At 66.4% G+C, this 14258-nt stretch carries 16 protein-coding genes; 9 read left to right on the top strand and 7 right to left on the bottom strand.

All coding sequences use genetic code 11. From position 1 onward, the window contains the following. Window positions 1–211 precede the first annotated feature (211 nt). From MJ603_RS07065 to MJ603_RS07055, 3 genes are all read left to right on the top strand, one after another. Window positions 212–1132: a heme o synthase gene (locus MJ603_RS07065; RefSeq protein WP_243062988.1), complete on the top strand. Its 921-nt coding sequence runs from the start codon at window positions 212–214 to the stop codon at window positions 1130–1132. Between the two features lie 2 nt (window positions 1133–1134). Beyond that, on the top strand, window positions 1135–2142 hold the full coding sequence (locus MJ603_RS07060; protein ID WP_243062987.1) for a heme A synthase: 1008 nt from the start codon (window positions 1135–1137) through the stop codon (window positions 2140–2142). Window positions 2143–2302: 160 nt separating this feature from the next. Further along, a complete protein-coding gene (locus tag MJ603_RS07055) occupies window positions 2303–3160 on the top strand; it encodes a carbohydrate ABC transporter permease (protein ID WP_243062986.1) in 858 nt (285 codons plus the stop codon). A 22-nt stretch (window positions 3161–3182) separates the two neighbouring features. Here the strand turns inward: MJ603_RS07055 and MJ603_RS07050 are convergent, their stop codons facing one another. Next, window positions 3183–3788, bottom strand: a complete 606-nt coding sequence (locus MJ603_RS07050; RefSeq protein WP_243062985.1) for a TetR/AcrR family transcriptional regulator — start codon at window positions 3786–3788, stop codon at window positions 3183–3185. Between the two features lie 77 nt (window positions 3789–3865). On the opposite strand from MJ603_RS07050, the gene MJ603_RS07045 reads away from it, so the two are divergent. The 6 genes from MJ603_RS07045 (at window position 3866) to MJ603_RS07020 (ending at window position 8803) form a co-directional block, all read left to right on the top strand. Continuing rightward, window positions 3866–4552: a DUF899 family protein gene (locus tag MJ603_RS07045; protein ID WP_243062984.1), complete on the top strand. Its 687-nt coding sequence runs from the start codon at window positions 3866–3868 to the stop codon at window positions 4550–4552. A 226-nt stretch (window positions 4553–4778) separates the two neighbouring features. Then, window positions 4779–6197 carry a Fe-S cluster assembly protein SufB gene (gene sufB / locus MJ603_RS07040; protein ID WP_243062983.1) on the top strand — a complete coding sequence of 473 codons (1419 nt, stop codon included), beginning with the start codon at window positions 4779–4781 and terminating at the stop codon, window positions 6195–6197. Between the two features lie 2 nt (window positions 6198–6199). Then, window positions 6200–7336, top strand: a complete 1137-nt coding sequence (locus MJ603_RS07035) for a SufD family Fe-S cluster assembly protein (protein WP_243062982.1) — start codon at window positions 6200–6202, stop codon at window positions 7334–7336. After that, window positions 7333–7659 (top strand): non-heme iron oxygenase ferredoxin subunit, encoded by a 327-nt coding sequence (locus tag MJ603_RS07030; RefSeq protein ID WP_243062981.1) that lies wholly within the window; start codon window positions 7333–7335, stop codon window positions 7657–7659. Before MJ603_RS07035 ends, MJ603_RS07030 begins: the two co-directional genes overlap by 4 nt. Before the next feature lie 3 nt (window positions 7660–7662). Continuing rightward, the gene (sufC, locus tag MJ603_RS07025) at window positions 7663–8469 is read left to right on the top strand and encodes a Fe-S cluster assembly ATPase SufC (protein WP_243062980.1); all 807 of its coding nucleotides are present in this window, start codon (window positions 7663–7665) and stop codon (window positions 8467–8469) included. Between the two features lie 4 nt (window positions 8470–8473). Beyond that, entirely contained in the window at window positions 8474–8803 is a 330-nt protein-coding gene (locus MJ603_RS07020; RefSeq protein ID WP_243062979.1) for a metal-sulfur cluster assembly factor, read from the top strand. On the opposite strand, the gene MJ603_RS07015 is transcribed toward MJ603_RS07020, so the two are convergent. From MJ603_RS07015 to MJ603_RS06990, 6 genes are all read right to left on the bottom strand, one after another. Next, window positions 8796–9146 (bottom strand): hypothetical protein, encoded by a 351-nt coding sequence (locus MJ603_RS07015; RefSeq protein ID WP_243062978.1) that lies wholly within the window; start codon window positions 9144–9146, stop codon window positions 8796–8798. The two genes, MJ603_RS07020 and MJ603_RS07015, sit on opposite strands and share 8 nt — an antisense overlap. A gap of 197 nt (window positions 9147–9343) precedes the next feature. Next, window positions 9344–10240, bottom strand: coding sequence for a siderophore-interacting protein (locus tag MJ603_RS07010; RefSeq protein ID WP_243062977.1), 897 nt, complete (start codon window positions 10238–10240; stop codon window positions 9344–9346). After that, window positions 10230–11069, bottom strand: a complete 840-nt coding sequence (locus MJ603_RS07005) for an ABC transporter ATP-binding protein (protein ID WP_243062976.1) — start codon at window positions 11067–11069, stop codon at window positions 10230–10232. The genes MJ603_RS07010 and MJ603_RS07005 overlap by 11 nt, the downstream gene beginning before the upstream one ends. After that, entirely contained in the window at window positions 11066–12052 is a 987-nt protein-coding gene (locus tag MJ603_RS07000; RefSeq protein ID WP_243063299.1) for an iron chelate uptake ABC transporter family permease subunit, read from the bottom strand. The genes MJ603_RS07005 and MJ603_RS07000 overlap by 4 nt, the downstream gene beginning before the upstream one ends. A gap of 62 nt (window positions 12053–12114) precedes the next feature. Next, window positions 12115–13158 carry an iron ABC transporter permease gene (locus MJ603_RS06995; protein ID WP_243062975.1) on the bottom strand — a complete coding sequence of 348 codons (1044 nt, stop codon included), beginning with the start codon at window positions 13156–13158 and terminating at the stop codon, window positions 12115–12117. Between the two features lie 35 nt (window positions 13159–13193). After that, a complete protein-coding gene (locus tag MJ603_RS06990) occupies window positions 13194–14228 on the bottom strand; it encodes an iron-siderophore ABC transporter substrate-binding protein (protein WP_243062974.1) in 1035 nt (344 codons plus the stop codon). Between the last annotated feature and the right edge of the window lie 30 nt (window positions 14229–14258).

The raw sequence follows: 14258 nt of genomic DNA, 5'->3' as shown, positions 1-14258 counted from the left end.
TGCACCCGTTCACATGCCTCCGGCAGAGCCGGAAGCAGGGCAGTGCATCGATAGGCGAGCACTGCCAAGTATAGGGAGAATGCCAGAATCGAGGGTCACAGGGCGTCGTCGACTGTGCGGTATCCACAACGCGGGCCGACTTGGCAAGCCGACTTCCGACCCCACGGCATGACTTAGACTCGAAGTCGGGTTTTCACGTGATTGAGGAGCAATGGGCGTAGCCGTTGAAAGCCGGGTCTCCCCGGCAAGGATCGGGTTCCGGCGCAAGTTCGCCGCTTATCTCTCCCTCACGAAACCCAGAGTGATGGAGCTTCTGCTCGTCACGACCATTCCCGTGATGTTCCTGGCGCAGGGGGGCGTTCCGAATCTGTGGCTCATCGCGGCCACTGTCATCGGAGGGGCGATGAGCGCCGGCTCAGCGGCCGCGTTCAACTGCTACATCGACCGCGACATCGACAAGGTCATGGCGCGCACCAAGAACCGTCCGCTCGTCACGGGGGAGCTCACGCCACGCGAGGCCTACGTCTTCTCGTGGGTGCTGGCCGTCGCGTCGACGGTCTGGCTGTACCTCACCACGAACTGGCTGGCAGCAGCGCTGTCGGTCGGCGCCATCCTCTTCTACGTCCTCATCTACACGCTGTGGCTCAAGCGACGCACGCAGCAGAACATCATCTGGGGTGGCATAGCGGGATGCTTCCCCGTGCTGATCGGATGGGCTGCGGTCACCGAATCCCTGACGTGGGCGCCGTTCATCCTGTTCGGCGTCGTGTTCCTCTGGACCCCACCGCACTACTGGCCGCTGTCGATGAAGTACCGCGACGACTACAAGACCGTCGGCGTGCCCATGCTCGGTGTGACGCGTGGGCGTGCGGCCGTCGGCCTGCAGGTGATCCTTTATGCGTGGGCGACCGTGGCGTGCTCGCTGCTGCTCATTCCGGTCGCACAGATGGGGCTGGTGTACACGCTGACCGCGCTGGCTGCCGGTGTGTGGTTCATCTACGAGACCCATCGGCTCTACTCGCTGGCCATCCGGCACGAGAACCCGTCGCCGATGCGCGTGTTCCACGGATCGATCACCTATCTGTCGGTGCTGTTCCTCGCGATCGCCATCGACCCGCTCCTCCCGTTCTGACCGTGGCCACGTTCACGACCCCGCTGGGCTGGCTTGCGGATCGCTACACGCTTTCGCCGCGTTGGTTGCGCTGGGCGACGACAGCATCGCTCGTCGTGAGCATCCTGATCGTGCTCGGCGGCGGCATCGTTCGCGTCACTGGCTCCGGCCTGGGATGCCCGACCTGGCCGACCTGCGACGCCGGGTCGGTCGCGCCGACGCCGGCGATGGGCATCCACGCCATCATCGAGTTCTCCAATCGCATGCTCACGACGGTGCTCTGCCTGGCCGTCGCGTTGGTGATCATCGCGGCCCGCCTGCAGAAGCCGCGTGTGCGCAGCATCACCCGTCTGGCCTGGTCGCAGTTCTGGCTGGTCGTTGCGAACGCGATCGCCGGCGGAATCAGCGTGTGGACCGGGCTGAACCCCTACGTCGTCGCGTTCCACTTTCTGATGGCGATGGCATTGCTCACGACCGCAACGCTCACGTGGCACCGCGTGCGGGAGAGACCCGTCACGTCGGCCGCTCTCGCCCGTATCACGGCGCCCGCCCGCACACTGAGCTGGACGCTCACCGCGCTCACAGCGGTTCTGATCGTCGCAGGCACGCTCGTCTCTGGTTCAGGGCCGCACTCCGGCGATTCGGCGGACGTTCCGCGCATGGGATTCGACTGGATCGACATCACGATCGTGCACGCCAGTCTCGGCGTTGCGACGCTGATCGTTGCCGTCGCACTGGCATTCGTCCTCTGGCGCTCACGCGCGAGACTCCCGCTTCTGCGAACGCTCGTCTTCCTCGGGGTCGTGCTCGTTCAGGGAATCGTCGGAACCGTTCAAGCGCTGACAGCGCTTCCCGAGTTGCTGGTGGCGATCCATCTGCTGTTCGCCGCACTGGTGCTGGTCGGTGTTCTCCGCGTTCTTCTCGACGTCAACCCCGGCCTGTTCCCGAGTGTCCACACGGCGCCGGCCGAGTCGGACTCGACAACGTCGCCTGCGCTGAAGGCGGAGTCGCTCGCCGGGCGTGCGGGCTGAGGGCATCCGTTTCGTCGAGTCTCACCCGCAAACATGCCCGACCATATGAACCCGCGGTGAAAACCGTCCATCGTTTGGTTTCTCGCGGAACTGCTGAAAGAGTGGAAACGATGGGCGCCGACGTCACTTCTCTCGCACCGCCGCGTTCGGCGGTCACCGGATGACGGCATCCGACTCGCGAACCATCCGCGTCGCCCCACCTGCCCGTCGTCTCGCCGGCCGCAACCCTCGCCGTCGCCCCGCCCGCATCATCGGCATGGTGGCCAGGATGCTCGCCCTCGCCCTGGTCTGCGCCCTGGTCACGTCGCCGCTCTGGCCGACGATCGATCAGGCATTCCGACCCGCTTTCCCCGGCGCGCCAGGCGGACCGCTCGCCGGCATCATCGCGACGTTCCAGTACACGCCTGCACTCACCTGGCTGGGCAACAGTCTGCTCGTCGCGACCTGCACCACCGTGGTCGCCATCGCGGTGGCCGCGCCCGCCGCTTACGCGTTGTCGCGTGCTCGCGGGCGGCTCGTCTCGAGCTATTCACTTCTGCTCTTCGTCGTGCAGTCGTTGCCGGTGATCGTGCTGGTGATCCCGCTGTTCGTGCTGTTCGCCGGCGCCGGGCTCGTCGACTCGCTCGGCGGGCTCACGATCATCTACATCGGACTCTCGGTGGGCGTCGCGGTGTGGATGCTCACCTCCTACATCGACACGATCCCCGTTCGACTCGAAGAGTCCGCGTGGCTCGACGGATGCTCCGTGTTCAGCGGCTTCATCCGCATCGTGCTGCCCGGCTGCTGGCCAGGGATCATCTCGACAGCGATCTACTGCTTCCTACTGACTTGGAACGACTATCTCGTCGCCATCGTGTTCCTCAAGTCGAACTCGCTCTACACGCTCACCATCGGGCTCCAGGCAGCGCGCACGCCCGGTCTGATCCTCGTGATCGTGCTGCCGCCGTTGCTGCTTTTCGGCCTGCTGCATCGCTACTTCTCGGTCGGGGGCATCGCCGGCGCGCTGAGCGATCGATGATTGTCGCTCACTCGCGACCGCGCTACGCGTCCAGGCCTGCAATGATCGCATCGACGGTGCGCACCGCGAGGCGGTCCACCTGATCGTCGGGCGCATCCCGCAGCGGCCCCCTGAGAACGAGCTCCGCGAAGCCGTGCACAGCCGACCAGCACAGCCACTCGGCTCCGTCCCTTCCTGCGTCGTTCAGGGCACCGGCAGCGACCATCGCATCGAGCGCATCCGTGAGCGCGACGAAGGGGCCGGGCGGCGGCGTCGCAACCGCCTCGCCTGTGCGCCACCCGAAGAACACGACCGAGAACCAACCGGGCTCGCGCCTCGCGAAGTCGATGTAGCCAAGCCCCACCGAGCGCAACCGCTCCAGCGCGCGGGTGCGCTCGGTGCCGTTCACCGGCTCGGCGGGTGCCATGCCCCTCGCGACCCGCGCGAGAATCTCCGCAGCCACGGCAGCGAGCAGCGCTTCACGGTCGTCGAAATGCCGATATGCCGCGTTGGCCGAGACCCCGACTCTGCGCGCCACGTCACGAAGGATCAGGTCAGAGGGGCCGCCGGCACGGGTCGCCTCGAGACCGGCGTCGACGAGCGCTGCGCGAAGGTCACCGTGGTGGTACGGACGTCTCGTCTGAGCCAACCTTGATCCTCTCCGGCAAGCCGAGTACTGTGTTGGAAACCAATGTTCACACTGTACACATAGGAGTGGGAGAAGACATGAGCACCGCACTGCCGCCGGTTGTCGACGCCGACACGTGGCAACGAGAACTCGACGCGCTGCGCATCCGCGAGAAGGCCGCGACACGCGAGCTCGACGCAGTGGCGGCGCAGCGCCGTCGGATGCCCGCCGTGCGCATGCCGGACTACACGCTCGAGGGAGAGAACGGCCCCGTCAGCCTTGCTGACGTGTTCGATGGCGCGTCGCAACTCATCGTCTACAACCACATGTGGTTCGACGACGAGGAGTGGCAGTGCCCTGGCTGCACCGGATTCACGTCGCAGTTCACCCGCTTCGAATTCCTGAAGCCCTATGACGCCAGATTCGTGATCGTCACGCAGGGGCCGATCGATCAAGCGCTCGCGTACAAGCGACGAGTCGGCAACCGCATGACCTGGTATTCAACGGCGAACAGTGCATTCGGCGCTGACGTCGGTGCGCCGCGTGGGGGAGGGTTCGCCGTCAACGTGTTCCTCCGCGAAGGCGACGTGGTCTACCGCACGTGGCACACGAACGGCAGGGGTACCGAGCAGCTCAGCCACACGTTCGCCCTGATCGACCTGCTGCCGTATGGCAGGCAGGAGGAGTGGCAGGACTCGCCGGAGGGATGGCCGCAGTCGCCTACTTATTCCCGCTGGACCTCGTCGCAGGAGGTCGCCGCAGCATACGGACCTGCAGCCGACTGAGCCGTCGAAAAGGGCGCGAGCCGACCTGCGCACCCGAGAGGATGCCGCGGATTGGCTCGCTGCCGTGCCCGGCCCTGTAGAATCCAAGGGTTCAGGAGTGCACCGTCGGCACTCACAAGCCATCCGCACAATCCGTGCCCTTTCACTATCGACCCGCGATGGTGAAATCCGGGGTCGGAGCCGGTCTGAAGCCGGTCACGGGCGGCAGGAAAACGAGGTATTCACAATGTCAGACGTTCTCATCGACCGTCCAGAACTCGCCGGCCTCGGCCAGTACGAGTTCGGCTGGTCCGATTCAGACGCAGCAGGGGCGACAGCTCGTCGCGGTCTTTCGGACCAGGTGGTCCGCGACATCTCCGCCCTCAAGAACGAGCCGGAATGGATGCTCCAGCGCCGCATCAAGGCCCTGTCCATGTTCCAGCGCAAACCCATGCCGACCTGGGGCGCCGATCTCTCCGAGATCGACTTCGACAACATCAAGTACTTCGTGCGGTCGACCGAGAAGCAGGCCCAGACCTGGGACGACCTGCCGGATGACATCAAGAACACGTACGAGAAGCTCGGCATCCCCGAGGCTGAACGGCAGCGACTCGTCGGAGGCGTTGCTGCGCAGTACGAGTCCGAGGTCGTCTATCACCAGATCCGCGAGGACCTCGAGGCGCAGGGTGTCATCTTCATGGACACCGATACCGCTCTTCGCGAGCACCCGGAGTTCTTCGAGGAGTACTACGGCACGGTCATTCCGGCCGGCGACAACAAGTTCGCCGCCCTGAACACCGCCGTGTGGTCCGGCGGATCGTTCGTCTACGTCCCCAAGGGCGTCCACGTCGACATTCCGTTACAGGCCTACTTCCGTATCAACACGGAGAATATGGGCCAGTTCGAACGAACGCTCATCATCGCCGACGAAGACAGCTACGTGCACTACATCGAGGGCTGCACTGCCCCGATCTACAAGTCGGATTCCCTGCACTCGGCCGTAGTCGAGATCATCGTGAAGAAGGGCGCACGCGTGCGTTACACGACGATCCAGAACTGGTCGAACAACGTCTACAACCTCGTCACCAAGCGTGCGATCGCCCACGAGGGCGCGACGATGGAGTGGATCGACGGCAACATCGGCTCCAAGGTGACGATGAAGTACCCGTCGATCTTCCTGGCGGGGGAGCACGCGAAGGGCGAGACGCTCTCCGTGGCCTTCGCCGGTCCGGGCCAGCACCAGGATGCCGGCGCAAAGATGATCCACCTCGCGCCCTACACGCAGTCCTCGATCGTCTCCAAGTCGATTGCTCGCGGCGGCGGACGTGCCGGCTACCGCGGTGAGGTTCGGGTGGAGAAAGACGCCCACCACGCCGCGAACACGGTGCGTTGCGATGCGCTGCTGGTCGACACCATCTCGCGCAGCGACACCTACCCGTCCATCGACATCCGCGTCGACGACGTGCAGCTCGGGCACGAGGCGACGGTCTCCCGCGTCAGCGAGGAACAGCTCTTCTATCTGATGAGCCGCGGCATGCCGGAAGACGAGGCCATGGCCATGATCGTGCGAGGCTTCATCGAGCCGATCGCACGCGAACTTCCGATGGAATACGCGCTCGAACTCAACAAGCTCATCGAGATGGGCATGGAAGGATCCGTCGGTTAGTCATGACCATCACCGAGACAGAACCCACGTTCATCCCGGTCCAGACCCGTTCGGAGCGCTTCGCGTCGACAGACGTCGCGGACTTCGGCGCGGTCACCGGTCGTGAGGCGACCTGGCGGTACACGCCTGTCGCCCGCATCGCGCAGCTCTTCGAGCCCGGACTCGACGGATCCCGCTACGACACCGAGCTCACAGCAAGCGGCGGAGTGACCGCGGAGTGGGTCGGCCGCGACCATGCGCTGATCGGCGCGGCAGGCACACCGGAGGAGAAGGCATCCGCGAACGCCTGGAGCTCGTTCGACGAGGCTCTCCTCGTCACGGTCTCCGGCGACACCGGAGAGGCCGTGCTGTCGCGCTCCGGTCTGGGCAACGGCGACCGCGCTGCACACACCGTCGTGCACGCCCTCGCGGGCAGTAGTGGCACCCTCGTGCTGCGCAATACGGGAGATGCCAGCCTCACCGAGAACATCGAGATCGTGCTCGAGCAGGGCTCTCAGCTCACACTCGTCAGCGTGCAGGAGTGGACGGATGCCTCGCGGCACGTCTCGACGCATTTCGCGTCGGTCGGTCGCGACGCCCGTCTCAAGCACGTGACGGTCTCGCTCGGCGGCGGCTTCATCCGGTTGAACCCTGCCGTGCATCTCGCCGGACCCGGCGCGGAGATCGAAGCCTACGGCGCCTACTTCGCGGATGCCGGCCAGTACATCGAGCACCAGGTGTACGTCTTCCACGACGAAAGCAACCAGCGCAGCCGCGTGACCTACAAGGGCGCGCTGCAGGGGGTATCCGCCCACACGGTCTGGATCGGCGATGTGCTCATCGGCCAGCGGGCCGTCGGCACCGACAGCTACGAGCAGAACCGCAACCTGGTGCTCACCGAGGGTGCGCGCGCCGACTCGGTGCCGAACCTCGAGATCGAGATCGGCGACATCGTCGGAGCGGGTCACGCGAGCGCGACCGGACGCTTCGACGACGAGCAGCTGTTCTACCTGCAGTCGCGTGGCATCACCGAGGACGAGGCCCGTCGCCTCGTCGTACGAGGCTTCCTCATCGAGATCGTGCAGCAGATCGGTTCGCCGGCGCTCGAGGAGCACCTGCACGACGCGATCGAGGCTGAGCTCTCCGGAGTGGAACGGTGAGCGCGGAGCGCGTCTGCCCTGCAGCTGAGCTGGTGGCGAACGAGGCCAGGCGGGTTGTGGTCGGCGGCGTGCCGATCGCACTCGTCAAGGACTCGGCCGGCGACATCCACGCCATCGGCGACACCTGCACGCACGGCGACATCTCGCTGTCCGAGGGCTTCGTCGAGGGCGAGGCGATCGAGTGCTGGGCGCACGGATCGCAGTTCTCGCTCCTCACCGGAAAGCCCCTCAACCTGCCGGCCTACGAGCCGGTCCCCGTTTTCACCGTCGAGCTCATCGACGGAGACGTCTTCATCGACCCGACTACCACGAAAGCCAGCTGAGCCATGTCCACACTCGCCATCCGCGACCTGCACGTCACCGTCGAGACCGATCAGGGCACCAAGGAGATCCTCCGCGGTGTCGACCTGACCATCAACACCGACGAGATCCACGCCATCATGGGCCCGAACGGGTCGGGCAAGTCGACGCTCGCCTACACGATCTCGGGCCACCCCAAGTACAAGGTGACGCGCGGCAGCATCGAGCTCGACGGGAAGAGCGTGCTCGCGATGACCGTCGACGAGCGCGCACGTGCCGGCCTCTTCCTCGCCATGCAGTACCCGGTCGAGATCCCGGGCGTGACCAACACGAACTTCCTGCGAACTGCCAAGACGGCCATCGATGGGGAGGCTCCTTCGATCCGTCACTGGACCAAGGACGTCAAGGCCGCCATGGACAACCTGAAGATGGACTCGTCGTTCGCCGCGCGCAACGTGAACGAGGGCTTCTCCGGCGGTGAGAAGAAGCGCAACGAGATTCTGCAGCTCGAGCTGTTGAAGCCGAAGTTCGCCGTGCTCGACGAGACCGACTCCGGACTCGACATCGACGCGCTGAAGATCGTGTCGGAGGGCGTCAACCGCGCTCACGACAACACCAAGCTGGGCGTGCTGCTGATCACGCACTACACGCGCATCCTGCGCTACATCAAGCCCGACTTCGTGCACGTGTTCGTCGCAGGTCGTGTGGCGGAAGAGGGCGGCCCCGAGCTGGCCGAGCAGCTGGAAGAAGAGGGCTACGTGCGCTTCGTCACCGATGGCGAAGACGATACGGATGCCGTCCTGCCCGACGACGCGCCGGCGAGCGTAGGCTGATTTCATGGCTTCCACGCTCGCTCCCACCCTCTACGACCAGGTCGAAGAGGCGTTGAAGGACGTCATGGACCCCGAGCTCGGCGTCAACATCGTCGACCTCGGACTGATCTACGACCTCGCATGGGACGAGGAGAACGACGCCCTCGTCATCTCGATGACGCTGACCAGCGCCGGATGCCCGCTCACCGACGTGCTCGAGGACCAGACCGCCGAATCGCTCGACGGGGTCGTGGAGCGCTTCCGCATCAACTGGGTGTGGATGCCCCCGTGGGGCCCTGAGCGCATCACCGAAGACGGCCGCGACATGATGCGCGCCCTCGGTTTCGCTATCTGAGTTGTCTTGCGCGCCGGTCCTTGCCCGGCGCGCCGCGGTCGGCTATGCGCATGGTCGCGTACGGCGCCGGCGAAGCCGCCACCTCGCAGAGCGGGTCACGTCTCAGAGATATGCGCCGGTCCTTGCCCGGCGCGCCGCGGTCGGCTATGCGCATGGTCGCGTACGGCGCCGGCGAAGCCGCCACCTCGCAGAGCGGGTCACGTCTCAGAGATATGCGCCGGTCCTTGCCCGGCGCGCCGCGGTCGGCTATGCGCATGGTCGCGTACGGCGCCGGCGAAGCCGCCACCTCGCAGAGCGGGTCACGTCTCAGAGATATGCGCCGGTCTCCACCCAGCGCCGCCATCCCCACGCCAGCTGCTCCGCACGCGAGATTGCGTTTCAACTGCAGAAATGGCGCTTCCGGGCTTGGGCTATTCGCCATTTCTGCAGTTGAAACGACATCTGGAGGCCGGCAGCGGCGCAGCAGCGCAGCGGCAGAACAACACAGAGCAGCGCAACACAGAGCAGCGCAGCGCGCAACGAGCAACGTAACGCGCGCCGTCAGGCCTCCGCCTTGTCCAGGCGCCAGTAGCCCATGAAGGCGACGGCGCGACGGTCGACGCCGTGCCCGCTCACCAGGTGTCTGCGCAGTGCCTTGATCGCCCCTGCCTCCCCGGCGAGCCAGGCGTAGAGCGGCGCACTCTTCAGCGCTGCCCCACCCTTTGCCGTGCGGGGCACCTCCCAGATGAGGTCGGTGTCGAGCTCCTCGACCTCGGCGCCGCGGCCGGCGGGCGCGAGCTCCGCGACCGCGTGCCGCACGGCCGCGACCAGGTGGCGATGCCGTTCGGCGCTGCCGCGTGAAGCCACCCGGTAGTCGAATCCAGGATGGCGCGGGAGGTAGCGAGCATCGTCGGCATGCGGCACTTCGAGCACGACGACGCCACGGGCATCCTGCGGCAGCTGCTCGAGGATGCCCGCGATGGCGGGCGCGGCCGTCTCGTCCCCGGCCAGCAGATAGTTCTCGGTTTTCGCGGGTGGCACGAAGTCGACGCCGAGGCTGACGCCGCTGTGGTGCGTCGTCGGACCGTAGATGAGCACCTCGTCGCCCACCTCGGCGCTCGCGATCCACGCGGAGGCAGGGCCGACCACATCGTGCGCCACCATGTCGATGTCCACCTCGCACAGCTCATTGCGCACAGCCCGCGTGGTGTAGGTGCGGAACGGAGGCCTGGCGTCCTTCGGCAGCTCCCGCCAGGTCGTATACCAGTCCTCGGCGCTCGGCATCGTGTCGAGCCCGGCGGTCGCCGTCGGGAAGATCACCTTGATGCGCTGGTCGTATCCCGGGTCGCCGTAGCTCGCCAGATCGCCTCCACTGAACGTGAAGCGGCGGAAGCTCGGCGTCACGTCGCTGATCACCGCGACCTTGGCACGGAAGAATCGCGCTGTCTCAGCGGGCATCGAAGGCTCCCACCTGCTCGAGCTCGGCGTCCCGCGCATGGTGCCGTCCACGGGGGAGCACGAGCGGCGCTCCGGACACCGGGTCGGGGATGACCGTGCAGTCCAGGTCGAAGACCGTTCGGATGAGTTCGCTCGTCATCACCTCGGCAGGTGGTCCGCTTGCGACGATGCGCCCTTCGCGCATCGCGAAGACGTGATCCGCGTAACGCGCGGCCAGATTCATGTCGTGAAGCACCATCACGATCGTCGTTCCCCGTTCCTGATTCAAGTCGGCGAGGAGGTCGAGAACCTCGATCTGGTGCGCGACGTCGAGATAGGTGGTCGGCTCGTCCAGCATCAGCACGTCGGTCTCCTGAGCGAGCGCCATGGCGATCCAGACCCGCTGCCGTTGCCCACCGGAGAGTTCGTCGACCGGCCGATCGGCCAGCTCGGTGGTCCGCGTCGAGGCCAATGCCCGCGCGACCGATTCGTAGTCGCCCTCGCTCCACCTCGCCAGGAACTTCTGGTGCGGATGCCTGCCCCTGCCCACGAGATCGGACACCGCGATTCCCTCCGGCGCCGTCGGCGACTGGGGGAGCAGCCCCAGCGTGCGGGCGATCTCCTTGGTCGGCAGCTCGCGCAACGACGTGCCGTCGAGCAGCACCTGACCGGACTTCGGAGTGACGATGCGCGCGAGCGCGCGCAGCAGCGTGGACTTGCCGCAGCCGTTCGCACCGACGATGGCGGTGATCCGTCCAGGCGGCACGACGAGGTCGAGGCCGTCGACGATCGTGCGGTCGCCGTAGGCGAGTGTCAGGGCATCGGCGGCGAGTGTGTGCGATTCGGTCACAGGGATCCTCCCGTGCGGTTCATCCTGGTGAGGAGCAAGACGAGGTAGGGCGCGCCGAGCACGCCCGTGATGACGCCGACCGGGTAACGGCCGTCGAAGGCGAACTGGCCGACCAGGTCGGACAGCATGACGAGCAGCGAGCCGACGAGACCGGCCGGCAACAGAGGAGAGCCTCCTGGGCCGACGAGACGGGCGGCGATCGGCCCCGACATGAAGGCGACGAAGGCGATGGGACCGGCGGCCGACGTGGCGATCGCCAGCAGCGCGACAGCGGCGATGATCGCCAGCAGGCGGATGCGCGAGACGCGAACGCCGAGAGCCGCAGCGGAGTCGTCGCCGAGCCGAAGAGTGCTCAGCGAACGCCCCTGAGAAAGCAGCAGCGGCACCAGCACGAGGCTCGCGACGGCGAGCGGAAGAACACTGGACCACTCTGCGCCGTTCAGACTTCCCGTGAGCCATCGCATCGCCGTCTGCAGGTCCCACGCCGCGGCACGGGAGAGCACGTACGAGATGACGCTCTCGAGCATCGCCGCAACGCCGATGCCGATCAGGATCAGGCGCGTTCCGCCGAAGCCTCCGCGGTTCGACAGGAGGTAGATCACGGCCGCGGTGACGAGCGCGCCGCACAGCGCGAGCAGCGAGACGGCGGCGCCGTCGAGCGATAGCACGATGATCCCGAACACGGCAGCCGCGCTCGCTCCTGAGCTGATGCCGATCACATCGGGTGAGGCGAGCGGATTGCGCAGCATGGTCTGGAACGTGACTCCGGCGATGCCGAAGGCGAATCCGGAGAGCAGGCCGAGGCTCGCTCGCGGCAGGCGCAGGTCTCCGACCGTGAAGGATGCCCCTGGCACCGTCTGCCCGAAGATCACCCTGATGACATCTCCGGGGCCGTAGAAGGTCTGGCCGATCATCAGGGTGGCGAGGAAGACGGCGACCACGGCGATCACGAGTATCGCGATGACAAGGCCGCGGCGGCGCATCCGCTTCCTGCGACCGGCGACGATCGTGCGCACCTCGGACCGGGCGCCGAGGATGCCCGCGCTCACAGTTCACGCACCTTCTGGCGTCGCACGATCCAGATGAAGAACGGCGCCCCGATGATCGCGGTCACGATGCCGACATCGATCTCGGAAGGACGCGCGACGAGGCGTCCGACGACATCGGCCATGACGAGGAGCGCGGCGCCGCCGAGGGCGCTGAACGGCAACAGCCAGCGGTGGTCCGTGCCGACCAGCAGCCTGCAGACGTGAGGGACGACGAGCCCGACGAAGCCGATCGGACCGGCGATCGCTGTGGCAGCGCCGCACAGGATGACGGCGCCCGCCGAGGAGGTCAGGCGCGAGCGCAGCACGTTCACGCCCAGTCCTGTCGCCAGTTCGTCGCCGAGCGCGAGCGAGTTCATGCCCCCGGCCATCACCAGGCAGACGACGGCACCGACCACGAGCACCGGCGCGATGACGGCGATGCGATCCCAGGTCGCGCCCCCTACGCCGCCGATCTGCCAGAACCGGAACGACTCGACGACATCGACGCGGGGGAGGAGCACAGCGCTCACGAGCGATGCGAAGGCCGCCGAGATCGCGGCGCCTGCCAACGCGAGCTTCAACGGCGATGCACCACCGCCGATCGATCCGATCAGGTAGACGAAGACTGCGGCGACCGCAGCACCCGCGATCGCGACGACCAGGAAGGCGTACGGCGACGACATGCCGAAGAACGCGATGCCGATCACGACGGCCAGCGCCGCACCGCTCGAGACGCCCAGGATGCCCGGATCGGCCAGCGGATTTCGCGTGACCGCCTGCATGGTTGTGCCCGACATCGCCAACGCCGCGCCGACGAGCAATGCGAGAACGGTGCGCGGGACGCGTGCGACGACGGCCGACCGAGCCACCGTGCTCGTGTCGCCGCCGAGCCCGGCGAGGATGTCGTTCATCGACACCGCACGCACGCCGAACGCCACAGAGGCGGCGCAGAGCACCACGATCGCCACCACCAGCACAACGATCCAGATCAGGCGCACGGCCGCCGAACGCCGCAACCCGGCGACGCTCGGCGGCGTGGTGCGCACATCGGTGACGGACAACGGATCAGCCCCGTTCCTGATCAGCCCAGCGCCGATCAGCCCAGCGCCTTCGCCAGCAGAGCGAAGTAGTCGTCGATGCCCCAGCCGATCGACAGAGCCGACGGGTTCGCCGATGCGGCCAGCGGTGTGGCGTTCTTGAGCACCGCGATGTGTCCGGCCGCGATCGCCGGGATCTTGGAGAGCAGCGGGTCGGCTTGGAGTTCCTTGATCATGGCATCCGCGTCGTCGCCGTACGTGACGAACAGGTCGACGTCGTCGAATCGGTCGGCCTGCTCGGAGCTCACCGTGACGTAGTACTCGTCGGTCTTCTTCGACTCCTCTTTCACGACCGTCGGCGTCGGCAGTCCGAGGTCCTCGAGGAATCCGGGACGCGTGTCATGGCTCGTGTAGAAGCCGATCTTGCTGTGGTCCTTCGGGTCGATGTACGAGAACAGGATCTTCTTGCCATCGAGCACGGAGTACTTCGCCAGTGAGGCGTTCACCTCGGCGTGAAGCTTCTTGATCAGGGCCTTGCCCTCCGCCTCGAGCCCGATCGCCTTGGAGTCCATCAGAATCGTGTCCTCGTACGACGTGCCCCAAGCGACATCGGGGTAGGCGATCGTCGGCGCGATCTTCGAGAGCGTCTCGTAGTCCTCCTTGCTCAGTCCCGAGTACGCGGCGAGGATCACGTCGGGACGCGAGTTCGCAACCGCCTCGAAGTCGATTCCATCCGTCTCGTCGAACAGAGCCGGCGTCTTCGCCCCCAGGCTCTTCAACTGGTCTGCCACCCACGGGTACACGCCGTCGCCGTTGTCGCCCCAGGTCGCCTTCGCCATTCCGACCGGAACGACGCCCAGTGCGAGCGGCACTTCGCCGTTCGACCAGGCAACCGTCGCCACGCGCTTCGGCTTCGACTCGATGGTCGTCGTCCCGTAGACGTGCTTGATGCTCACGGGGAAGGCCGCGTCCGAGGACGAGCTGTCGGAGCCGGCAGTGGCTTCGGCGTTCGTCGGGCCGGTGCATCCGGTCAGGAGCAGAGCAACGGCGGTCACCGCGGCTGCTGCAGTGGCGAGGACAGTGCGTCGGGGCACGGAGATCTCCCATTCGTTCGAGTTAGGTAA

This window comes from Humibacter sp. RRB41, from assembly GCF_022761015.1.
Taxonomy (GTDB): Bacteria; Actinomycetota; Actinomycetes; order Actinomycetales; family Microbacteriaceae; genus Humibacter.
The sequence above is the reverse complement of the archived record's forward strand: the minus strand, read 5'-3'. Positions and strand labels throughout refer to the sequence as shown.